Source organism: Streptomyces sp. NPDC004609 (genome assembly GCF_042873655.1).
Classification (GTDB): Bacteria; Actinomycetota; Actinomycetes; order Streptomycetales; family Streptomycetaceae; genus Streptomyces.
The window spans coordinates 50,027-72,080 of the sequence record NZ_JBIALS010000039.1 but is presented as its reverse complement, the minus strand read 5'-3'; the positions used below and the strand labels follow the sequence as shown (position 1 = coordinate 72,080).

Below are 22,054 nucleotides of genomic sequence, written 5' to 3'. Positions count from 1 at the left end.
CCGGGCGTCACTGACCGGACCCGCGGGGCGGCGGGGGCCCCCCCCCCCCCCCCCCCCCCCCCCCCCCCCCCCCCCCCCCCCGGGCGGGGGGGGCGGGGCGCGCGCCCCCCCCCCCCCCCCCCCCCCCCCCCCCCCCCACGCGCGCGCCGGACCGGGGCCACCGGCGACACCGCGGCGCGCGACCTGCGGGACATCGCTCTTCGCGTTCACCGGGTGAACGGGGCTCCGCGCGGTGAGGATGGGGTCATGGGATTCCACGTCGACTCCGAGACCGGGCGGCTGCGCCGGGTCATACTGCACCGGCCCGATCTCGAACTGAAGCGTCTCACCCCGAGCAACAAGGACACCCTGCTCTTCGACGACGTGCTCTGGGTACGCCGCGCCCGCCACGAGCACGACGGGTTCGCCGACGTCCTGCGCGACCGCGGTGTCGAGGTCCATCTCTTCGGCGATCTGCTGCGCGAGTCGCTGGAGATCCCCGAGGCCCGCAAGCTCGTCCTCGACCGGGTCTTCGACGAGAAGGAGTACGGGCCGCTCGCCACCGACCACCTCCGGGCCGTCTTCGACGAGATGCCGACCGCCGATCTGGTCGAGGCGCTGGTCGGAGGGATGACCAAGCGGGAGTTCCTCGCCGGCCACCCCGAGCCGACCTCCGTCCGGTTCCATGTGATGGACCTGGACGACTTCCTCCTCGATCCCCTGCCCAACCATCTCTTCACCCGCGACACCTCCGCCTGGATCTACGACGGCGTCTCCATCAACGCCATGCGCTGGCCGGCCCGGCAGCGGGAGACCGTGCACTTCGAGGCGATCTACAAGTACCACCCGCTGTTCACCGGGCCGCACGCCGGAACGTTCCACCACTGGTCGGAGGGCCAGGACGACTACCCCTCCACCATCGAGGGCGGTGATGTGCTGGTCATCGGCAACGGCGCGGTGCTGATCGGGATGAGCGAGCGCACCACCCCGCAGGCCGTGGAGATGCTGGCCCGGGGGCTCTTCGAGGCCGGTTCGGCGCGCACCATCGTGGCGCTGGACATGCCCAAGCGGCGGGCGTTCATGCATCTCGACACGGTGATGACCATGGTCGACGCGGACACCTTCACCCAGTACGCGGGCCTCGGCATGCTCCGCTCGTACACCATCGAGCCCGCCGAGAGCGCCCGGGCGCTCCGGGTGAGCGACCATCCGCCCGAGCACATGCACAGCGCGATCGCCGCCGCGCTCGGGATGAAGGAGATCCGGGTGCTCACGGCGACGCAGGACGTGCACTCGGCCGAGCGCGAGCAGTGGGACGACGGCTGCAATGTGCTCGCGGTCGAGCCCGGTGTGGTCGTGGCGTACGAGCGCAACGTCACCACCAACACCCATCTGCGCAAGCGGGGCATCGAAGTGATCGAGATCCCGGGCAGCGAGCTGGGCCGGGGGAGGGGCGGTCCGCGGTGCATGAGCTGTCCGGTGGAGAGGGACGCGGTGTAGCGTCCGTTGCCTCCCGGGGACGACGGTCCCGGGCCCGGAGAGGGCCGGAAGTCTGTATAGCAATGCGATGTCTCGTATAGACTTCCATCATTACTGTGTCCACGACCCTTTTGTGCCCCAGGAGCAGCCACCATGGCCATACATCTCGAAGGCCGCCACTTCCTCAAGGAGCTGGACTTCACCGCCGACGAGTTCCGCGGTCTGATCGAGCTGGCCGCGGAGCTGAAGGCCGCCAAGCGGGCCGGGACCGAGGTGCGGCGGCTGGCCGGGAAGAACATCGCGCTGATCTTCGAGAAGTCCTCGACGCGTACGCGCTGCGCGTTCGAGGTCGGGGCCGCGGACCAGGGCGCTTCCACGACGTACATCGACCCGGCGAGCTCCCACATCGGCACCAAGGAGTCCGCCAGGGACACCGCCCGGGTGCTGGGCCGGATGTTCGACGCGATCGAGTTCCGCGGTGACGCGCAGGCCACGGTGGAGGAGCTGGCCCGGTACGCCGGGGTGCCGGTCTACAACGGCCTCACCGACGCCTGGCACCCCACCCAGACGCTCGCCGACATGCTCACCATGACGGAGCACTGCCCCAAGCCGCTCTCCGGGATCTCCTACGCCTATCTCGGCGACGCCCGCTTCAACATGGGCAACTCCTATCTGGTCGCCGGAGCCCTTCTCGGTATGGACGTACGGATCGTCGCGCCCAGGGCCTACTGGCCGGCCGAGGAGGTCCGGGCCCGGGCCCACGCGCTCGCCGAGGGCAGCGGAGCCCGGATCACCGTCACCGAGGACGTCGGCGACGGCGTCCGGGGCGCGGACTTCGTCGCCACCGACGTCTGGGTGTCGATGGGCGAGCCCAAGGAGGTCTGGGACGAGCGGATCAAGGCGCTGGGACCGTACGCCGTGACCATGGACGTGCTCCGGGCCACCGGGAATCCGGCGGTGAAGTTCCTGCACTGCCTGCCCGCGTTCCACGACCTCGGGACGAGCGTCGCGCGTGAGATCCACGCGACCCATGGGCTGACCGAGCTGGAGGTCACCGACGAGGTCTTCGAGTCCGGGCACTCGGTGGTTTTCGACGAGGCCGAGAACCGGATGCACACCATCAAGGCGGTACTGGTCGCCACCCTCGCCACCCCCTGAACAGGGCGGGTGCCCCGTGCCGCCACCCGGGGCGGCGGTGGCCGCGGCGGACCCCGACGGCCGGCCGGAATCCCGGCGGCCGTCAGCCGCGTGCGGGGAGCGTGAACCAGACCGCCTTGCCCGCCTCGGTCGGGCGGTGACCGCAGTCGGAGCTGAGCGCCCGGATCAGCAGCAGCCCGCGCCCGTGCTCCTGCCAGGGGTCGGCGGCCTCGGCGTCCGCCGCCGGACAGATCAGCCTGCCCGGCAGCACCGGGTCGCCGTCGTGGACCTCCACCTGGCAGCCCGTCGCCAGCAGCTCCACCACCAGCACTATCGGGGACTCCCCGCTCGTGTGCTCCACCGCGTTCGCGACCAGCTCCGCCGTCAGCAGCTCGGCCGTATCGCTGTCCGCGGCCGCCTCGATGTCCGTCAGCGCCGTACGGATCAGGGCGCGCGCCATCGGCACCGCCGCCGTGGTGTGCGGCAGTGCGATGCGCCATGAGGTGGCGGCGGGGCCGGATGCTTCGAGCAAGGCGCGTCCCTTCACTGCGTGTGGAGTGGGATACGTGGACCGGGCGGGTTCCGTTCGGCCGGGGCCCGGGGATTCTCCGGTCGCGCTGTCCCCCTTCCCAGCGTAGGGAGCCCCGAGACCCCGGCGAGGGGTCCCCGGGCCGGTTGGTCAGGACCTGTGCCACAACCGCGACAGGACCATTGCCGTGTCACACGCCCCCGGGGGCCCGGCACCGTCCGGCCCGTGTACACCGGCCCGGCGCGGTGCGCCTTTGTCACAGAGCCCCGGTTGTCACCAAGTCCCGGTTGTCACCAAGTCCCGGTTGTCACAGCGCCCTGGTTGGCACAGGGCCCTGCGGCGTAGCGGAGCCCTGGTGCCGATGCGCCCTGAGGTCCTGCGGTGTACCCGGGCGCACCCAGGTATATCGCGTACTCGTGACGACAGTCACCAATGGGTATACCGTCGAAGGAAGGCAGACGGCAGATCACTGCGGGAGGCCACACTCCATGAGCCCCTTCACCGGCTCCGCGCCGCGCACCGAGGAATGGCGTCATCTGCGGCTGACCAGGCAGGACGGGGTCGCGACCGTGACGTTCGCCCGCCCCGCGAAGCTCAACGCCCTCACCTTCGGCGCCTACGCCGACCTGCGGGACCTGCTGGCCGAACTGTCGCGCGAGCGGTCCGTGCGCGCGCTGGTGCTCGGCGGCGAGGGCCGTGGCTTCTGCTCGGGCGGCGACGTCGACGAGATCATCGGCGCCACGCTCGCCATGGACACGGCCGAGCTGCTCGATTTCAACCGGATGACCGGACAGGTCGTACGGGCGATCCGCGAGTGCCCCTTCCCGGTGATCGCGGCGGTCCACGGGGTCGCGGCGGGGGCCGGCGCGGTTCTCGCGCTGGCGGCGGACTTCCGGATCGCGGACCCGTCCGCGCGGTTCGCGTTCCTCTTCACCAGGGTCGGGCTCTCGGGCGGTGACATGGGCGCCGCGTATCTGCTGCCGAGGGTCGTCGGGCTCGGCCACGCCACCCGTCTGCTGATGCTCGGCGAACCGGTCCGCGCGCCCGAGGCCGAACGGATCGGCCTCATCAGCGAACTCACCGGCGAGGGCGAGGCGCACACCCGCGCGGCGGAACTGGCCCGCCGTCTCGCCTCCGGCCCGGCCCTGGCGTACGCCCAGACCAAGGCGCTCCTCACCGCCGAACTCGATATGCCGCTCGCCGCCTCGGTGGAGCTGGACGCCGCCACCCAGGCGCTCCTGATGAACGGCGAGGACTACGCCGAGTTCCACGCCGCGTTCACCCGGAAGCGCCCGCCGAAGTGGCAGGGACGGTGAGCGAGCCGACGGAACCGGTGACGGGGACCCGACTGGGCACGGGACCGGTGACGGGGACCCGACTGGGCACGGGGCCGAGGGTGGGACCGCCCGAGCCCGAACCCGTGCCCGACGGCGCCCGGCCCGGTCCCGGGTCCCGGTCCGGGGCCGCCGAACCGCGTTCCACCGTGTCCCGGCCCACCGGGACCGCGCCCCTCGCGCCCGCGCCGGGTGCGCCCGCGCCCGACGCAGCCGTACCGGACGCGTCCGTATCCCCCGACCCGGGGGCCGAGTCCGCCGGGTCCGGGCCCCCGGGCGTCCCCCTCGTGGCACCTCGCCCCTCCGGGACCGCCGAGCGTCCGCCTTCCGCGTCCGCCCCGGTGGAGCCCGGGCCTTCCGCGTCCGGGCCTTCCGCGTCCGGGCCTTCCGCGTCCGGGCCTTCCGCGTCCGGGCCGGTCCAGTCCGGGTCCTCCGTGGTCCGGGGACCCGCGTCCGCGCCCCAAGGACCCGCGTCCGCCGCCCTCGCCCCGCTGCGCGTCGCCGTCATCGGGGGCGGGCCCGGCGGGCTCTACGCGGCCGTGCTGCTCAAGCGGCTCGATCCCCGCCGCCAGGTCACCGTCTGGGAGCGCAACGCCCCCGACGACACCTTCGGCTTCGGCGTCGTGCTCTCCGACGAAACCCTCGGCGGGATCGAGCACGCCGACCCCGCAGTCCACCGCGCGCTCCAGAAGGAGTTCGTACGCTGGGAGGACATCGACATCGTCCACCGGGGCCGTACCCTCACCTCCGGCGGCCACGGCTTCGCCGCGCTCGGGCGGCGCCGGCTGCTGGAGATCCTCCACCGCCGCTGCGAGGACCTCGGCGTACGGCTCCGCTTCCGCACCCCCGCCCCGCCCGCCGCCGCACTCGCCGCCACCCACGATCTGGTCATCGCCGCGGACGGCGTCAACAGCCCCACCCGCGAGGCCGACCCCGAAGCGTACGGGCCCCGGACCACGACCCACCGCTGCCGCTACATCTGGCTCGCCGCGGACTTCGCCTTCGACGCGTTCCGCTTCGAGATCGCCGAGACCGATTACGGCGCCATGCAGCTGCACGGCTACCCGTACGCACCCGGCGCCTCCACCGTCATCGTCGAGATGCGGGAGGAGGTCTGGCGGGCGGCCGGCTTCGACACCGGGGACGAGCGGCAGTCCGCGGACCGGTGCGCCGAGATCTTCGCCGACGCGCTCGGCGGACGGCCCCTGCACGGCCGCAGATCCGCCTGGACCGCCTTCCGTACCGTCGTCAACGACCGCTGGTCCCACGGCCGTACGGTCCTCATCGGCGACGCCGCCCACACCGCGCACTTCTCCATCGGCTCCGGAACCAAACTCGCCGTCGAGGACGCCCTCGCCCTCGCCGCCCGCATCGAGGAGCGGCCCGGTCTCGACGAGGCACTCGTCGCGTACGAGGAGGAGCGCCGCCCGGTCGTGGAGTCGACCCAGCGCGCGGCGGCGGCCAGTCTGCGCTGGTTCGAGGAGCTGTCCGGCTGCCTCGACCAGCCGCCACGGCAGTTCGCCTTCAACCTGCTCACCCGCAGCCGGCGGGTCACCCACGACAACCTCCGGCTGCGGGACCCGGCGTTCACCGTCTCCGTCGAGCGCGAGTTCGGATGCCCGCCCGCCACACCCCCGATGTTCACCCCATTCCGGCTCGGCGGACTGACCCTGCGCAACCGGGTCGTCGTCTCCCCGATGGACATGTACTCCGCCGACGGCGGCGTACCCGGTGACTTCCATCTCGTCCATCTGGGCGCACGGGCGCTCGGCGGTGCCGGACTGGTCATGACCGAGATGGTCTGTGTGAGCGCCCAGGGGCGGATCACCCCCGGCTGCGCCGGTCTCTACACGGCCGAGCAGGCCGCCGCCTGGCGCCGGATCACCGACTTCGTCCACACGCGGTCGCCCGGCACGGCCATCGGCGTCCAGCTCGGCCACTCCGGACGCAAGGGTTCCACCCGGCTGATGTGGGAGGGGATCGATCAGCCCCTTCCCGAGGGCAACTGGCCCCTGGCCGCCGCCTCGGCCCTTCCGTACCAGCCCGGTGTCAGCCAGGTGCCGGGGGCGCTCGACCGTGCCGGGCTGGCCGCCGTGCGCGAGGAGTTCGCCGCCGCCGCCCGGCGTGCCGCCGACAGCGGCTTCGACCTCCTCGAACTGCACTGTGCGCACGGCTATCTCCTCTCCGGCTTTCTCTCGCCCCTCACCAACCGGCGCACCGACTCCTACGGCGGCGCCCTCGCCAACCGGCTCCGCTACCCCCTGGAGGTCTTCGACGCGGTACGGGACGTCTGGCCCGGCGACCGGCCCATGACCGTCCGTATCTCCGCGACCGACTGGGCACCGGGCGGAACCACCGCGGAGGACGCGATCGCCGTCGCCCGCGCGTTCGCCGCGCACGGCGCCGACGCGATCGACGTCTCCACCGGGCAGGTCGTCCCGGACGAGCGTCCCGAGTACGGGCGCTCCTACCAGACCCCGTACGCCGACCGGATACGCAACGCCGTGGGCATCCCCGTCATCGCGGTCGGCGCGATCTCGTCGTGGGACGACGTCAACTCCCTGCTGCTCGCGGGCCGGGCCGACCTGTGCGCGCTGGCCAGACCGCATCTGTACGACCCGCACTGGACGCTGCACGCGGCGGCCGAGCAGGGCTATACGGGGCCCGGCGCGCCGTGGCCGTCCCCGTACGCGGCGGGGAGCCGGAAGCCGCCGACGGGGCGTACGGATGCGGTGAAGCCGAGGCCCGGACCCGCGCGGCCCGCGTGACGCCCGGCCGACCCACCGGGGGCTCCGCCCCCGGGACCGCCGCTCCTCAATCGCCGGAGGGGCTGGTTCTTGCCCCCGGCCCCCGCTCTCAGCCACCGGAGGGCCCTGGTGTCGCCCACGCTCCCTAGGCGTGCTGTCGCATGAGGTTGGTGCCGCTTCGTCGTCGCCGCAGCAGCGGGCCGTCCCTTCCGGCGGGTCGGCCCGTCGCCCGCTTCCGCCGTGGGGAAGGCGGTGATGAGCCGCTGCGGCGGCAAGGGGGCCCCTCCGAACGGGTGGGATTGGCGGTTCTCATGGCGAGTTGTGAGGCGACTTCCCTAGGCTGCGGCGGCATGAAGGGGCGGCGTTCGGCGCAGCCGCTCGCGGGAGAAGTCGCGCATCCTCTGGCCGACCGCGCCACCCCAGTAACAGAACGAGCACTTGTACGGACAGCCGCGGTTGGTCTCCATCAGCGCAACGTCGCCGGGGAACCGGCCATTGTGGTCGAGCAGCGGGACGGCCCCGGTGAGAAATGGCGACGGAATGGTGTCCAGGTCGTCGATGCGCGGTGCCTCGGCAGTGGTGTGGATCGTGCCTTCCTCGTCGCGGTAGGAGATTCCCGGCACCTGCGCGAGGTCGTGCGGCGACTTCTCCTTGAGGACGGCGAGCAGCAGGTCGCGGAAAGTGAACTCGCCCTCGCCGTTGGCGACGACGTCGACCTCGGGGAAGCGTCGGAAGACGCGTTCCGCTTGGTGAGCGACGAAGACGCCCCAGCCGTCCGGGCGCACCGACTTGTAGGTCTCGGCGAGCGCGCCGAACTGGTTGACGTTCCAGCCGAAGACCGAGAACGCCAGCACGTCCGGCACAACCCCGGAGAAGATCGTGCGCGCCATCGAGCCGAGCGATTCTCCACCGCGGAAGTTCTGTATTCCCACGTCGAACTCGGGTCCCACCACGGGATCGGCCTGTGTTGCGGCTGTTGGAGAACCGGCGGTGAGCGGCATCGATTCCTTGGGCATGTCCCAGGCGCCCTGTTGCACGATCAGCGCTCACCCGCGCTTTTCCCGTGAACGTGGCCCTGGTAACGGAAGTGTGGACTGACTCACTTTTCTGCCCCTATGCCGCCACGCCGCCAGGTTCCCGCGGGCGATTGCACGCCGTACACCGTGTGAAATGTGGTTGCCCAACTGGCTCCGACGTTCAACCGCGGAAATCAGCGCGGCGCACGCTCACCGTCGAGGCGTCCTTCGACGGCGGGCGGACGCGGAGTGCGATGCAGGTGACGAAGCGGTCCACCACCGCCGCCACGGTGAAGACCGTGTATCCATCCGGTAGCTCACCCGGTCGAGTCGTCCATGGCGCGGCGCAGGGAGGCCGGACGCAGGTCGGTCCAGTTCTCCTCGACGTGGGCCAGGCACGCCGCCCGGCCGTCCGGGCCGTGCACCACTTGCCACCCGGCGGGCACCGGAGCGAACTCCGGCCACAGCGAGTGCTGGTCCTCGTCGTTGCGCAGCACCCAGAACACTCCGTTCTCGTCGTCGAACGGGTTGGTCGTCTCAGCCATGCCGCCTCCTAGTCGCCGCACCCTACAACGCGCCGCCGGGTGGTGAAAACTCCCGCCCTCCAGCACGGTGACCCCCGACGAAAGGGGGTCCGGGTGCCGGGCCATCCGCGTGGCGGGAGGACCGTCTGGTTCACCGGCCTCACCAGCTCGGGCAAGTCCGCGGCAGCCGCGGCGCCGACACGCGGCTGCCCGGGCCGGCGCAGGTGCTGGACGGGGATGTTCCGCGATGCGACCTGTTCCCCGGACTCGGGTTCCGGCGCACGCGACCGGAGCGAGAACGTCCGGCGGGCCGGGGCGCCGGCGATGATGCCGGCCCGGCACGGCGTCATCGTGCTGGTACCGGTGATCGCGCCGTACCGGGCAGCCCGCGACGAGGTGCGCGCCGCCCACGCGGCGGCCGGGATCGGCTACCCGGAAGTGTGGGTGGACCGCCGCTGGAGGTGTGCGTGCGGCGCGACGTGAAGGGACTGTACGCCAAGGCGAACGCCGGTCAGATCACCGGGAATAACCGGAATGACCGGGACGACTGGGGTGGACGACCCGTACGTGCCACCCGAGGCACCCCAGCTGCGGCTGCGTACCGACCGCCACGGCCTCGGCGAGTGCGTGGCGGGCCTGCTCGGCCTCCTTCGCGGGGACGCCCCGGCCCGCCCGTGCGGGAGGGCCGGGGCGGTTTGGTCAGATGCGGTAGCCGAGGCTGCGCAGCTGCTGACGGATCGCCTCGTCGTCGGCCGTAGCGGTGCCGCTGGTCGCGGCGCCCGAGTCGGTCGGAACGAGGGCGACTTGCTCCTCACGAAGGTTCTCGTTCACTGGTTCTCCTTTCCTGACATCGGTGTTCATCCTTGCCCGGTCGGACAAGCTCGGTGCCGCCCTTAGGGTGGCGGTATGGATGGCGACATGGATGACCTGGCCTACGACGCGACCGGTACGCCGGCGGTTCGGCTGCGCCAGTGGGAACGGTGCTGGCCACCGGACGACCCCCATGCCAACTTCAAGGCCGAGGTGGTCGACTACGGGCTCCTCGATCCGCTGGAGACCGTGCGCGGCATGTCCCGGAACCTGGACATCCCGGTCGGCGCGATCGTCCGGTATGTGCTGGCGAAGTGGGCCACCGGCGGCAGCGGCGGCCTGCTCGAACTCGGGCCGGTGATGGTGCCGCGCCTGTGGGAGCCGATCGCGGCCGCAGAGGAGGCCGGTTCCGACGAGCAGCGGCTCGCGGCGTACCACCAGCTCCGGCAGATGATCTCCTGGCTGAAGGTGCCGCTGGACGACCCCACGGTGTACCCGGAGCAGTAATCGGCCAAGTGACCGGCTCTCAGTGCTCACGGCGCACCACCCCGGTCACGCAGCCGATCCCGCCGGCCGCCCGCAGGTACTCGCCGATGTCGATCTCGTCGACGGCCACACCCGCCCGCTCCAGCGTCCGCCGGATTCCCGGGCAGCCAGCGGGCATCAGCACCCGCCCCGGCGCGAGCACCAGCAGGTTCATCCCGCGCCGCACCAGCAGTTCCTCGTCCGGCGGCAGCGCGATCACCCGATAGCCGTACTCGGCGAGCAGTGCCGCCAACTCCGGTGGGCTCGCCGCCCGGTGGATGACGGCGGTGGACGAGTCGAGGAACACCACCGTCCCCAGCAGGTGCTGTACGCCCGGCGCCAGCGGCACCGTCACCACCCGCGCCCCCAGTCCCGCGACCGCCGAGGCGACCTCGGCCGCGCCGGCCGCGTTCGTGCGGAACCCGGTACCGACGATCACCGTCGACGGGTCGATCCACAGCGCGTCGGCGCCCTCGAACACGGCGGTGCCGGACACCGTGCGCAGGATCGGGAACCCGGCCTCGGCCAGCGCGAGCGCGGCATGCCGTTCCTCGCCGGCCCGCTGCGCCGACGCCATCCGCGCCAGCACCGCCCCGGCCGGGGTCATCCAGAACAGGTCTCGCGCGAACACCACGTTCGGCGTCGCCGCGGGGGACGTCAGGTGTACCTCGACCCCGTTGTCCCGCAGGCGGTCCGCCAGCGCGTCGCACTGCGCCCGCATCGCCGGGAGATCCACCGGCCCGAGCATGAGCGAGGCCCCCGGCCGTCGCACCTCGGCGATGCTGTCCGGCGGGCGGACCAGCAGCACCGACCGCAGCGCGGCCGTCTCCGACCGGTACCCGCACGGCGCCCACACACCCCCGGCCGCGACTTCGTCCACGTGCGACGCCACCCGGGGGACCCACCCCGGGCCGCCGTGGGTGCTCAGCTCAGATCCAGTGGTCGTCACGGGCATAGCCAAGCCTCTCCGCCATCGCGAGCACGTCGGCGCTCAGCGCGGACCGGATTTCCTCTTCCCGCGCCCGCCACCGGCCGGGGCGTGGTGCGGCGGTCGCCACAGTGGCGGCGATGCCGTCGGTCGCGGCCCGCTTCAGCGGCCCGTCGAACGGGATCCCCAGCCAGTCCGTGATCCGCTCGACGGCGTCCGCGCGGGCGTGCGGACCGCTGATCAGGTCCTCGAATCGCACCGTGTGATCCGCCCCGTGCGCGAGCACCGCACGGTGACTCGACAACCACTGGTGGGCGCAGACCCGGGGCAGGGCGGCGGCGGTGTACGCGGGCCAGGAGGGTGGTAGGTCGAACTTCCACCAGTGCCGGTCGGCCGGCCGCACGTCGGCGTATCCGGCGATGCGCAGCGGTTCGTGCAGCCGGTACGCGTGGAACCCGTGGTGCAGCCACCCGTCGACCAGGCCGTTGATCGACGCGGCCGGGTTCCTGGTCAGGTGCAGCACCCGCAGGCGCGCGTTGGGGAACACCGCCCGCAGGAAGCCGAGCCGGTAGGCGTTGCCCGGCGTCTTGATCACCAGTGGCTTCGTGGCGAGATCGTGTTCGTCCGCGGGCCGCCACGGGCGGGGGAGGACGAAGGGCGGCTCTTCGAGCAGCACGTCACCGGGCGGCCCGGCCGGTCGTGGTCCCGGTGACTGCCCGGGAAGGTCGTAGTACCACGGGTTCACGCCGGCCATACCGATCAGCGCCCGCGCGAACCGGGGGAGATCACGGTCCAGTACCGCCTCGGCGGTCCGCACCAGGTCGACGGGATCGAGGTCCAGCCCCGGCCACTGCACGATCAGCCGCCACGCCGCGTCCACCGCCAGGTTCTCCACGCCGGTGCCGGGAGAGCCCGCGTCCAGTGCCAGTTCCGCCTCGAACAACGCCCGGGACCGTGGCTGAAGCCCGTGCCAGTGCGCCGCGTCCAGCACGTCGGATCCGCTGCCGCTGTGCGGGTGGTCGAGGCCGACCAGCCGCAGCAACGGATTCAGCTCACCGCGCAGGTGCAGCAGGTGCGGCGAGGACCGCAGCAGCTCGGCGAGCATGCTCGACCCGCCCCGCGAACTCGACGCGACGACGACGAGATCGCGCACCTTCGCGCGGAAGTGCGGCACCGGCGTGCCCCGCAGCGGCCGCAGCACCTCCAGCCCGCGCACGACCTCGGCGACCGGGCGATCCACGGTGCGGCTAGGCATGGGCGGGTTTCCGCACCGAGTACACGCACCACCGCCACCGGTCGCGCACCGAGCCGTCCGGCAGCACCTCGAACGGGTGTACGGCGCGCACCTCGCGCGGCGCGTCGTAGTACAGGCGGTAGATCTCCTGCCGGTTCGCCGGTGTCGTCTCGTGGGTGTCGATCCACCGGTCGATCGACTCCCACAGGAAGTACTCCTCCATCCGCACGTCGGTGAACCCGCCGCCGGTGAGCAACGCCCGGAAGTCCTCCTCGCGGAACATCTGGTACAGCAGTGGCTGCTTCTTCTTGAACACGCGGAACATCCAGAACGCGTCCACGTCCGCGTACGGCACGATCTGCCCGACGATGAACTGCCCGCCCGGCCGCAGCACACGGAAGATCTCCGACACCGGCCGCTCCGGCTGGGGCAGCAGATGCAGCACCTCCCGGGTGACCACGAGGTCGAAACTGGCGTCGGGGAACGGCAGGTCGTAGACGGTGCCCTGGTGCACGACGTCCAGCCGGGTGGCGGCGAGCGCGGCCATCTCCGGGGTGAGGTCCAGCCCGACCATCTCGCCGACCCGGCCGCGGAACGCGCCGCCGACGACACCGCTGCCGCAGCACACGTCCAGCATCCGCGCGTCCGGCGGCACCGCGCACAGCTCCGCGTGCTTGCCGAGCAGGTCCTCGTCGGTGAGCCAGGCGCACGAGTCGTGCCAGTCCTTCGAGCGGATCCCGAACTGTCGCTGGTAGACCGCGTAGTCGACCTCGACGGCCCGGGTCCGGGAGCGGGCCGTCCGCCCGGCCAGCCGCGCGGCGAGCCGGGCCCGACTCGCGTCGACGGCCCGTTCGGCGATGCGGCGGGCCAGCTCCGGGTCGGCCGCCAGCGCCCGCCGCGCCTGCTCGGTGACGACGTCGAACACGCGGGCGCCCGCGTCGTCGTTGCGCAGGGTGCGTTTGGTCTGGCCGTCGAACCGCGCGTCCGGGATCCGGATCGCGATCACCGCGGTCAGCCCCTCCAGGATGTCGACCACGGTCATCTTGTCCGCGGACGGGCCGAGGTGGTCGGCCACCACCCCGGCCAGCGCGCCGCGCAGGGCGTCCACATGCGACCCGCCCAGGTCGGTGCGGATGGTGTTGACGTAGCTGAAGATCTGCTCCGCGTACCCCTCGGTCCACTGGACGGCGGCGTCGATCACGCACCCGTCCCCGGCCCAGGTGATGGTGGCCGGCTCGGCGTGCACCTTCTCGGCGTCGCGGGCGCGGTACGCGAGCAGGCCCCGCACCCCGGTCGTCTCGCACAGCGACTCGTGCCGCCCGGTGCGGTGGTCGGTGAGATCGACCCGCAGGCCCGGGTGCAGGTACGCGATGTCGAGCAGCCGGGCGTGCAGCAGGTCCGCGTCGAGCACGCAGGAGGAGAAGATCTCCGGGTCCGGGCGGAACCACACCCGGGTGCCGCGGCGGCCGCTGTCGCCGACCCGCTTGAGCGGGGTCTCGATCGAGCCTCGGGCGAACGACTCGCTGTGGTGCGCGCCGTCGCGCCACACGTCCAGCCGCAACCACTCCGACAACGCGTTCACGCAGGCCAGACCGACGCCGTGCAGCCCGGCCGAGGTCGCGTACGAGGAGTGGTCGAACTTGCCGCCCGAGTGCAGCGTGGTGAGCACGAGCTCACACGCCGGGATCCCGGCCTCCGGGTGCGGGTCGGTGGGGATGCCCCGGCCGTCGTCGGTGACCGAGCAGGAGCCGTCGCTGTGCAGCTCCACCGAGATCGCGCCGCAGTGCCCGGCGGCGGCCTCGTCCACGGCGTTGTCGACCAGTTCGAGCACCAGGTGGTGGGCGCCGTCCGAGCCGGTCGACCCGACGTACATCGACGGGTTGCGGCGCACGGCCTCCAGCCCGGAGTAGACGGTGATCGCCTCGGCGGTGTAGTCGGTGGTCATGGCGCTCCGTTCCCGGCGAACCGCGGCTCGGTCAGCCCGGTGAGGGCCTGCTCCAGCCGGTCCACGTGCGTCTTCTTCAACGTGCACAGTGTCTCCAGCCAGCTCGCCAGATCGGCCACGCCGTCCGTGTGCGCCCGCGCCGCCAGGCCGGGGTAGCGTTCGGTGGCCTCCCCGAGGTCGCCGCTGATCGCCGCGGCGAGGTTGCGGCGGGTGTCGCCGAGCGCGCGGCCGGTGCCCGGATCGTCGCCGCCCAGCAGGTCGCGCAGCACATCCAGGTGCCCGTGGGCGGCGCAGGCCACGCTCTCGGCAAGCTCGCCGAACACCCGGGCCGCCTCGGTGTGACCCTCGATCTCGGCGACCTGTGCGAAGTAGGTGTACCGCGCCGCGGTGGCCGCCTCGGCGAGGAACGCGGCCCGCACGCCGTCGGCAAGGGACTGGTCCGGTGCCCCGTCTTCCATGTCTCGTTCCATGTCAGACCTTCGTTCCCGAGGCGACGACGAAGAGCATGTGGTCGGTGATCCGCCCGTTCGCCTCGGCCACCGCGTGCCGTGCGCGGAACGCGGGTGACGCCTTCCCGTAGCGGTCCCGGATGGCTTCCCGCGCGTCCTCGCCGATCGCGCCGTTGTCCGACCACACGTCCACGTCCTCCACCGACACGTACCGCTGCGACCGCACCGGGTCGCACCCCGCGCCGGCGAGCAGGGCCTCGACATCGCCGGGCCGGAAGAAGTGCCGGCGGGCCGGGTTGCGCAGCCGCAGGATCTCGAAGTACTCGTCGCGGTCGTCGTCCCCGTAGGCGCACAGGTGGGTCAGCACGACCCGCCCACCCGGCCGGGTCACCCGCACCATCTCCCGCACCGCGTCCGGCAGCGTCATGAACTGGATCCCCTGACGGCACACCACGATGTCGAACGTGCCGTCACTGAACGGCAGCTCCTCCGCCGGGGCGATCACCAGTTCGTCGAGCATGTCGCGCGCCTGCTCGGCCATCTCCGGCGTGATGTCCACGCCGACCAGCCGCCGCACCCGCCCGGCGAACAGCCTTGACACCAGTCCGGTGCCGCACGCCACATCCAGGACCGCGTCGCCCGGCTGGGGCGCGGCCGTGGACAGCATCAGCTCGCCGAGCGCGTCGTCGGTGCACCACGAACTGGACCGGTCGTAGGTGCTCGCGCGGTCGGCGAAGTGCGTGCGGACGCTTCCCGTTTCGTTCATCTGCTCTCTCCTGCCGGAACCAGGGCGCGGCCCGGCCTCGCGCGGCGGCGCAGCCGGCGGACGCCTGCGTCGCGCCGCCAGCGCCGGAAGTGGTTGCGGTCGGTGCACAGCGATCGCGCCTCCACCGCCAGCCGCACCGCGAACCCGCGCAGCGCGACGTCGAGCGGACCGGGAGCCGGTTCGTCCAGCGAGGCCACGTCGAACGGGTAGCGAAGCGTCTCCATCGCCCGCGCGGTCACGCTCTCCACCTGCCGCCGCTCCCGGTCGGACAGCCCCCGCCGGTGGGCGCCGATCCGGGCCGTGGTGATCGGGTCGCCCGCCGTGCGCCAGGACGCCGACAGCGACGCGGTCACCCGGGCGTTGCCACTGAGGTGGTGCGCCAGCATCGCGGGCTCGACCGCCTCACCGATGAAGTCGCAGATCGCCCGGATCTCCCGGTCGGGCGCGGACACCAGGTCCTCGTACCGCACCAGGTGCACCACTCCCGGCCCCCACCGCTCCAGGGCCGCGCGGGCGAGCTCCTGTTCGGCCGTCCACCGCAGCGCCATTCGGTACGGGTGGCAGTAGCCGAACACGGCCCGCTTCGCCGACGCGACCACATCGCGGGGATCGCGCACCAGCCACAGGAACCGCGCGTCCGGGAGTTCGGCGAGCACCTCGTCGACGTGCTCGACCATGAACGTGCTCTTGCACCCCCACCGGGCCGCGCCCTCCGCGACGCGGTACTGGTCGTAGATTGCCGACACCACCCCGAACAGCGACGGCGCCTTTCCACTCACGGCAGTCTCGGTCACCGCGGCCCGGTCGATCACGTGCGGCCACGGGTGGATGTGGTTGCGCAGCAACCACATCGCGTCGCCCACCATCGCGTCGACATCACCGTTGTACGGGATGCCGGACAGGTACCGCATGAAGTGCGGCGGGTGCGGGACCGCGATCCGCGAGTGCGCGTCGAGCACCAGCCGCAGCAGGTTCGACCCGGAGCGCTCGGTCCCGATGATCAGGATCGGGCCGTCCTGGGGGGACACAGGTCAGGCCCCGACCGTGAGTTTCTTCGCGCCGCAGTCCATCAGAGTGCTCCCGGCCGCGGCCACCTCCGGGTCGGCCACCTTGTCCAGTGTGTACTGTTCGGAACCGGGAACCAGTGGCGCGGCGGCGGAACTCCACTCCGTGCGCCAGCCGGTCCCGGCGTACGACGTCGACCGCTCGGTGCCGTCGGCCGGCTGCGGGTGGAAGTACTGGAAGTGCTCCGGCCAGTGCCGGAAGTCCATCACCGGGCCGGGCTGATAGGCGTCGTACACACGCTTGTACGCGTCCCGGCAGACCTGCTCGGGCAGCCCGCTCACGTTCAGGAACTCGTCCTCGTGCAGCGCCTGTTCGACCGACAGCCAGTTGAGGTGGTCGATCTCGGTGCGGATCACCTTGTTCCGCACCGCGTCCTGGTACACCGTCGTACCGGGCATGGCCGACAGGTACTTCACCCGGGTCACATGGTTGTACTGCTCGGCGAACTGCACCATGTCCGACAGGGACTCCTCGGTCTCGTTCGGCAGACCGACGATGAGCAGCGAGCCGAACCGCACGCCGCCGTCGAACGTGGTGCGCATCGCGCGGACGGTCAGGTTCTCGCTGCTGCCCTTGCGGGCCTCGCGCAACACCTCGCGGCCCAGCGACTCGACGCCGTACAGGATGATGTCCGCGCCCGCCTCCCGCATCGCGTCGATGCGCGGTTTGTCCATGTCGGCGCACCGGGTCAGACAGGTCCACCGCAGATCGTGCTGGGAGATCACGTCGCACATCTCGATGGTCTGGCCGCGGTGCGAGCTGAACGTGAGGTCGACGAAGAAGCAGAAATCCACGCCGTACTGGGTTTTCAGCCAGTCGAGGTCGCGGTCCATCTTCTCCGGCGACTTCGCCCGTACCTGCGGGGTGGTGCGGTAGCAGAACGAGCAGTCCATCTTGCAGCCGCGGCTGTAGGACGAGATCACCTGCGGCTGCATGCCGAGCGGCGACCGCGACTGGGGCCACAGGTCGAGCCGCATCCTGGGCAGCGCGTCGAGATCCATCATCTGGCCGCGCGGCGGCGTGCGGCGCGTCTTTCCCTTCTCGTCCCGGTAGCAGATGCCCTTTGTGGTCGGGAGATCCTTCTGCCACGAGCCGCGGGCGTAACTCTCCATCAGCTCCAGGATGGTGATCTCGCCCTCGCTGATCACCGCGATGTCGCAGTCGGTGTCCGACATAAAGATTGACGGAACGGAAGTGACCAGCGAGCCGCCGCAGATGATCGGTATGTCCGGGTGCGATTCGCGGACCATCGCCATCAGTTCGCGGCAGAACGGGAAGTTGTCCTCGAACGTGCACACACCGAGCACGTCGGTGCCTTCGATGATCTGCTGGTACGCGGCCTGCAGCGGGTTCGGGGTGTAGCGGACGTCGACGATGCGCACCGGGTACCCGGCGTTGTGCAGCACGGTCGAGATGTACGTCGCACCCTCGTAGGGTGAGGTGAGGAAGAACTCCCAACCGCGCGGCATGGTGAACGGCGAGGGCCCGACGACGAGGGTGAACCTCGGCAGCGCGGGATCGACCGGCACCGGTTCGGCGTCCTGGTTGCGCATCTGCTCGATGTAGCGCTGGTCGACGGTGTCGTTCGCGTCGGCATACAGCTCCAGGGCCAGGGATAACTTGCGCGCCATGTGAATTCTCCCTCGCGTCACGGTCGCGGACGCTCCGCCAGGTAACTGTAGTGGCGGGATGTGCTGTTCGGCACTGGTGTTCATGCCGCACTGTTCGACGTTGTCGTACGCGGGGAGCCCGTTGCTAGCCTTCGGTGCCGCTGGCGTCCGGCCCGGCGGCTCGACAGAGAAATACAGAGGAATCCCGGTGACCACACAGCCGAACATCCTGTTCATCTCCCTGGACACCGTGCGCGCCGACGTGGCCTATTCGGGGAAGTACCCCGGCGTGGAGCGGCTGCGCGCGAGCGGGGTCAGCTTCACGCAGGCGATCTCGTCGTGCCCCCTGACGCCGGTCAGCCACGCCACGGTGTTCACCGGGCTCCAGCCGCCCCGCCACGGGGTCAGGCACCTGTTCCGCGAAGCGCTGGACAAGCGGGTGCCGACGCTGGCGGAGTGCCTGTCGGCGGCCGGGTACACGACCGGCGCGGTGGTGTCCTGCCCCGGCCTGAACCAGTGGTACGGGATTGACCGCGGGTTCGACTTCTACGACGACGAGATCCCGCTGCTGCCGGACGGCCGGGACCCGCTGTCGGTCGGCGACGTGAAGCTGCGCGGGCTGGCGCTCAAGCGCGCGCCGCTGGTGGTCGAACGCGCCACCCGCTGGCTTGAGTCGCTGGACGGCGCTAGCCCGTTCTTCCTGTTCGCGCACTTCTTCGACGCGCACTGGCCGTACGAGCCGCCGGAGGATGTCGGCGTCGAGGTGGCGAACCCGTACGAAGGCGAGATCGCCTACACCGACCACTACGTCCAGCTCCTGCTGCGCCGCATCGCCGAGATGGGCCACGACATCGAATCGATGCTGGTGGTGTGCTTCTCCGATCACGGCGAGGACCTGGCCGGGTGGTACCCCAACGACCACGCCGGCGACCTCGGCCACCCGTACGAGGAGGGCCACGGCTGCCTGCTGTTCGACGCGACCCAGCACGTGCCGCTGATCATCAGCGGCCCCGGGGTGCCGGTGGGGATGAGCGTGGACAGCCAGGTGCGGCTGGTCGACATCATGCCGACGGTGCTCGACCATCTCGGGCTGGACCCGCGTTCGTCGGACGGTGCCTCGCTGACCGAGTTCTTCGCGGACGGCACCGGGGCGTCCCGCGAGGCGTACTCGGAGACCTACTTCCCGCAGGAGCGGGCCGCCGCCTCGGACGACTACCCGGACCTGAAGGCGCTGCACGCGGTGCGGGCGGACGGGCGGAAGGTGATCTGGGAGGCGGACGGGCGGCAGGTGTGGGCCTACGACCTCGCCGCCGATCCCCACGAGCTCGGCGGGCGGGTTCTCGTGTCCGATGAGGACGCGTGACACCCGGGGTGACCTCGGCGCCTCGTTCGGTCCGCCGGGTGCTGATCGCGAGCACGGTCGGCACCGCCATCGAGTGGTACGACTTCTACCTGTACGCGACGGCGTCCGCGCTGGTGTTCGGCCCGCTGTTCTTCCCGGGATCGTCGGCCGCCGGCGGTGTGCTCGCGTCGTTCGCCACCTACGCGGCCGGGTTCGTCGCGCGCCCGCTGGGCGGCCTGCTGTTCGGCCACTTCGGCGACCGGGTGGGCCGCAAGTCGATGATGGTGTGGACGTTGCTCGTCATGGGCATCGCCACGTTCGGCATCGGCCTGCTGCCCACCTATGACACGGCCGGTGTCCTCGCGCCGGTCCTGTTGGTGACGTTGCGCGTCGCGCAGGGCATCGGCATCGGCGGCGAATGGGGAAGCGCGGTGCTGCTCAGCACCGAACACGGCCCGCCCGGACGTCGGGGCTTTTTCAGCAGCTGGCCCGCGATGGGCTTCGCGGTGGCGTTGTTCGGCAGCAACCTGACCTTCGTGCTGATCTCCAAGCTGCCCGAGGAGGACTTCCTGACCTGGGGGTGGCGGCTGCCGTTCCTGGCATCGAGCGTCCTGGTCGGCATCGGTGTCTGGGTCCGGCTGGGGGTCGAGGAGACACCGGAGTTCGTGCGTGGCCGGGCGGAGAACCGCGCCGCCCGGGTGCCGGTGATCATGGTGCTGCGGCGGTGGCCGCGCCGCGTGGTGATCGGCATTCTCGCTTCGCTCGGCACCGGGTCGGTGATCGCGATGTCCACCGTGTTCCTGGTGGCGCACGCGGCGAAGGCCGGGCCGGAGGTGCGGTCGACCGTGCTGACCGGGCTGATGATCGCGGCCCTGGGAGAGTGCGTGACACTGCCGGTGTTCGGCGCGCTGTCCGATCGGTTCGGCCGCCGGCGGGTCATGATCTTCGGCTATGTGGTCGCGGTGGTGGCGATGATCCCGGCGGGCGCCTGGCTGTCCTCGGGTGATCCGACGCTGGTCGCCCTGGTGTTCATCCCCGCGCTGACCATCGCGCACGGCGCGATCTACGGTGGCCTGGCGGCGTTCCTGGTGGACCTGTTCCCGACCATGGTGCGGTTCTCCGCGATCGCCGTGACCTACCAGGTGGGCGTCACGATCTCCAGCTTCCTGCCGCTGGTCGCGGTCGCGATCACCGGCGGCTCGTCGGCGCTGCTTCCGGTGGTCGCGCTGTTCGCGGTGGTCGAGGTGGCGGCGGCGATCGCCGTGGCGTGCGCGCCGGACTCACGCGCTGACGCGGACCTGGCCGCGGACCCGGCAGGCGAGCGCCGACCAGTCAGCCGCGCAGTCCATGGCGAGGTCGGCAACGACCGGTGACCAGCGCTGGGGGACGGCGGCGGCGAGGCGGTCCCACTGCGCGGCGTCGAGGGTGTTGGCGTCGAGCAGCCGCAGGAGCGCGCGGCCGATCTCGGAGAACCGCAACGACGGATCGGTGCGCAGCGAGCGCAGGAACCGGCCTCGTTCGGCGCGAGGCGTGCCGTTGGTGCCGTTGTCACCGCCGGTGTTGTTGCCCGGTGCATTGTTTTCCGGTGCGTTGTTCTCCGCGCGGTGTCCGGCGGAAAGGCGATGCCGCGACGGAATAGGATCCTCGCCGCGGCGCATTCTTTCCCGGACATCCCGGGCGGTGCCGACCGATATTCCGGCGATTCGGGCGATATTCCGCAACGAAAGATCTGGATTGTTCGAAATCGCCCGACTCGCAATCGTGCGTCCGTGGGAGGCGTCGAGTGGCCGCACTTTCCCGTCGCGGCCGAGGCGGGTGTTCAACTGAGTCATTTCCCCGGTTGAACGCTGCCGGATCGCGGCCACCGTCTTGGTGGACAACCCGGCTGTCGACGCGATCAGGCGGTCCGACAAGTGCGGATGCGACGAGAGGATCCGGGAGGCGGCGGCGGTACGGTCGGCCAGCGTCAGCGGCAACCCCTGGGTCACGTTGGCGCTCACGGCCAGCACGAACGCGTCCTCCTCGGTGCCGTCGACGAACCGCACACCGATGGTGGCGTCCCCGCGCAGCTTGGCCGCGCGCAGGCGGTGCACACCGTCGATCACCTGCATGGTCGGCCGGTGCACGAGGATCGGCGGGAGGTCGTCCGGGCACTGCGCGAGCGCGCTGACGTGGTCGGGACTGGAGCCGGCGACCCGCACGAGACACGTTTCGGTCACCTGGTCGACCGGCACGAACGTCGGTGGCATGTCCCTTGATCGCGTACCCGGCGATGTCCCGCTCATCCGAACTCCTCCAGATGGGCCAACCCATTTCCGAGCACGACGTGGTCACGCTCGGCAGCGCGTAACTGATGCAGGTCTCGGGAAGCGGCTACAAGATACTGGCCAGGTTGTAGCACCGAACAGACCGGCGGGACATAATTTCCATGAGCAAGTTCTCATCATTGCCATTGCGGTCGGCGCATCGGATGAGCGCCGAGGCAAGCACCTCGTCGACCTCGTTTAAACCGATCCGCGTTGACACCGATCCGCGTCATGCGACAGAGTTCCCCTCGTTCCCCTAATAGATTTCCGTGGGTCACGGAGTGTGAAACGGCAGTGGACGCGCGATTAGATACGGTGAATTCCATAGC

Annotated in this window: 19 protein-coding genes and 1 pseudogene; 8 read left to right on the top strand and 12 right to left on the bottom strand. The window is 71.2% G+C overall.

Translation table 11 applies throughout. The annotated features are described in order from the left end of the window. Positions 1-246: 246 nt before the first annotated feature. Together ACFYT4_RS30075 and argF are read left to right on the top strand one after the other, a co-directional pair. On the top strand, positions 247-1,479 hold the full coding sequence (locus tag ACFYT4_RS30075; RefSeq protein WP_389275892.1) for an arginine deiminase: 1,233 nt from the start codon (positions 247-249) through the stop codon (positions 1,477-1,479). A 132-nt stretch (positions 1,480-1,611) separates the two neighbouring features. After that, positions 1,612-2,616, top strand: a complete 1,005-nt coding sequence (gene argF, locus ACFYT4_RS30070; protein ID WP_389275889.1) for an ornithine carbamoyltransferase — start codon at positions 1,612-1,614, stop codon at positions 2,614-2,616. Between the two features lie 82 nt (positions 2,617-2,698). On the opposite strand, the gene ACFYT4_RS30065 is transcribed toward argF, so the two are convergent. Continuing rightward, positions 2,699-3,127: an ATP-binding protein gene (locus ACFYT4_RS30065; protein ID WP_389275887.1), complete on the bottom strand. Its 429-nt coding sequence runs from the start codon at positions 3,125-3,127 to the stop codon at positions 2,699-2,701. Positions 3,128-3,612: 485 nt separating this feature from the next. Here ACFYT4_RS30065 and ACFYT4_RS30060 point away from each other — a divergent pair, with 485 nt between their 5' ends. Beyond that, a complete protein-coding gene (locus ACFYT4_RS30060; RefSeq protein ID WP_389275884.1) occupies positions 3,613-4,440 on the top strand; it encodes an enoyl-CoA hydratase family protein in 828 nt (275 codons plus the stop codon). 452 nt (positions 4,441-4,892) lie between these two features. Then, complete coding sequence (locus ACFYT4_RS30055; RefSeq protein ID WP_389275881.1) at positions 4,893-7,226, top strand: bifunctional salicylyl-CoA 5-hydroxylase/oxidoreductase; 2,334 nt, start codon at positions 4,893-4,895, stop codon at positions 7,224-7,226. Positions 7,227-7,540: 314 nt separating this feature from the next. On the opposite strand, the gene ACFYT4_RS30050 is transcribed toward ACFYT4_RS30055, so the two are convergent. Together ACFYT4_RS30050 and ACFYT4_RS30045 are read right to left on the bottom strand one after the other, a co-directional pair. Next, positions 7,541-8,221: a hypothetical protein gene (locus tag ACFYT4_RS30050; RefSeq protein ID WP_389275878.1), complete on the bottom strand. Its 681-nt coding sequence runs from the start codon at positions 8,219-8,221 to the stop codon at positions 7,541-7,543. Between the two features lie 317 nt (positions 8,222-8,538). Further along, positions 8,539-8,766 carry an MbtH family protein gene (locus tag ACFYT4_RS30045; protein ID WP_389275876.1) on the bottom strand — a complete coding sequence of 76 codons (228 nt, stop codon included), beginning with the start codon at positions 8,764-8,766 and terminating at the stop codon, positions 8,539-8,541. Between the two features lie 39 nt (positions 8,767-8,805). On the opposite strand from ACFYT4_RS30045, the pseudogene ACFYT4_RS30040 reads away from it, so the two are divergent. Beyond that, positions 8,806-9,503 (top strand): annotated as a pseudogene (locus ACFYT4_RS30040) (adenylyl-sulfate kinase). On the opposite strand, the gene ACFYT4_RS30035 reads toward ACFYT4_RS30040, so the two are convergent. Then, complete coding sequence (locus ACFYT4_RS30035) at positions 9,445-9,576, bottom strand: hypothetical protein (protein WP_389275873.1); 132 nt, start codon at positions 9,574-9,576, stop codon at positions 9,445-9,447. The pseudogene ACFYT4_RS30040 and the gene ACFYT4_RS30035 sit on opposite strands and share 59 nt — an antisense overlap. A 75-nt stretch (positions 9,577-9,651) precedes the next feature. Between ACFYT4_RS30035 and ACFYT4_RS30030 the strand changes: the two genes are divergently transcribed. Further along, on the top strand, positions 9,652-10,062 hold the full coding sequence (locus ACFYT4_RS30030) for a DUF6027 family protein (RefSeq protein ID WP_389275870.1): 411 nt from the start codon (positions 9,652-9,654) through the stop codon (positions 10,060-10,062). Between the two features lie 19 nt (positions 10,063-10,081). Here the strand turns inward: ACFYT4_RS30030 and ACFYT4_RS30025 are convergent, their stop codons facing one another. From ACFYT4_RS30025 to ACFYT4_RS29995, 7 genes are read right to left on the bottom strand one after another with little or no spacing between them, the layout of a single operon-like run. Continuing rightward, positions 10,082-11,035: a dimethylarginine dimethylaminohydrolase family protein gene (locus ACFYT4_RS30025; RefSeq protein ID WP_389275867.1), complete on the bottom strand. Its 954-nt coding sequence runs from the start codon at positions 11,033-11,035 to the stop codon at positions 10,082-10,084. Continuing rightward, positions 11,010-12,263, bottom strand: a complete 1,254-nt coding sequence (locus ACFYT4_RS30020) for a sulfotransferase (RefSeq protein WP_389275865.1) — start codon at positions 12,261-12,263, stop codon at positions 11,010-11,012. Before ACFYT4_RS30020 ends, ACFYT4_RS30025 begins: the two co-directional genes overlap by 26 nt. After that, positions 12,256-14,187 carry a methyltransferase domain-containing protein gene (locus ACFYT4_RS30015; protein WP_389275863.1) on the bottom strand — a complete coding sequence of 644 codons (1,932 nt, stop codon included), beginning with the start codon at positions 14,185-14,187 and terminating at the stop codon, positions 12,256-12,258. Before ACFYT4_RS30015 ends, ACFYT4_RS30020 begins: the two co-directional genes overlap by 8 nt. After that, positions 14,184-14,645 carry a rubrerythrin family protein gene (locus ACFYT4_RS30010; protein ID WP_389275860.1) on the bottom strand — a complete coding sequence of 154 codons (462 nt, stop codon included), beginning with the start codon at positions 14,643-14,645 and terminating at the stop codon, positions 14,184-14,186. Before ACFYT4_RS30010 ends, ACFYT4_RS30015 begins: the two co-directional genes overlap by 4 nt. 13 nt (positions 14,646-14,658) lie before the next feature. After that, complete coding sequence (locus ACFYT4_RS30005) at positions 14,659-15,402, bottom strand: class I SAM-dependent methyltransferase (protein ID WP_389275857.1); 744 nt, start codon at positions 15,400-15,402, stop codon at positions 14,659-14,661. Next, on the bottom strand, positions 15,399-16,430 hold the full coding sequence (locus ACFYT4_RS30000) for a sulfotransferase family protein (protein WP_389275854.1): 1,032 nt from the start codon (positions 16,428-16,430) through the stop codon (positions 15,399-15,401). Before ACFYT4_RS30000 ends, ACFYT4_RS30005 begins: the two co-directional genes overlap by 4 nt. Positions 16,431-16,433: 3 nt before the next feature. After that, positions 16,434-18,098 (bottom strand): B12-binding domain-containing radical SAM protein, encoded by a 1,665-nt coding sequence (locus ACFYT4_RS29995; RefSeq protein ID WP_389275851.1) that lies wholly within the window; start codon positions 18,096-18,098, stop codon positions 16,434-16,436. Between the two features lie 187 nt (positions 18,099-18,285). On the opposite strand from ACFYT4_RS29995, the gene ACFYT4_RS29990 reads away from it, so the two are divergent. After that, entirely contained in the window at positions 18,286-19,440 is a 1,155-nt protein-coding gene (locus ACFYT4_RS29990) for a sulfatase (RefSeq protein ID WP_389275848.1), read from the top strand. After that, the gene (locus ACFYT4_RS29985) at positions 19,437-20,792 is read left to right on the top strand and encodes an MFS transporter (protein ID WP_389275845.1); all 1,356 of its coding nucleotides are present in this window, start codon (positions 19,437-19,439) and stop codon (positions 20,790-20,792) included. Before ACFYT4_RS29990 ends, ACFYT4_RS29985 begins: the two co-directional genes overlap by 4 nt. On the opposite strand, the gene ACFYT4_RS29980 is transcribed toward ACFYT4_RS29985, so the two are convergent. Beyond that, on the bottom strand, positions 20,700-21,704 hold the full coding sequence (locus ACFYT4_RS29980; RefSeq protein ID WP_389275841.1) for a ParB N-terminal domain-containing protein: 1,005 nt from the start codon (positions 21,702-21,704) through the stop codon (positions 20,700-20,702). The two genes, ACFYT4_RS29985 and ACFYT4_RS29980, sit on opposite strands and share 93 nt — an antisense overlap. Positions 21,705-22,054 lie beyond the last annotated feature (350 nt).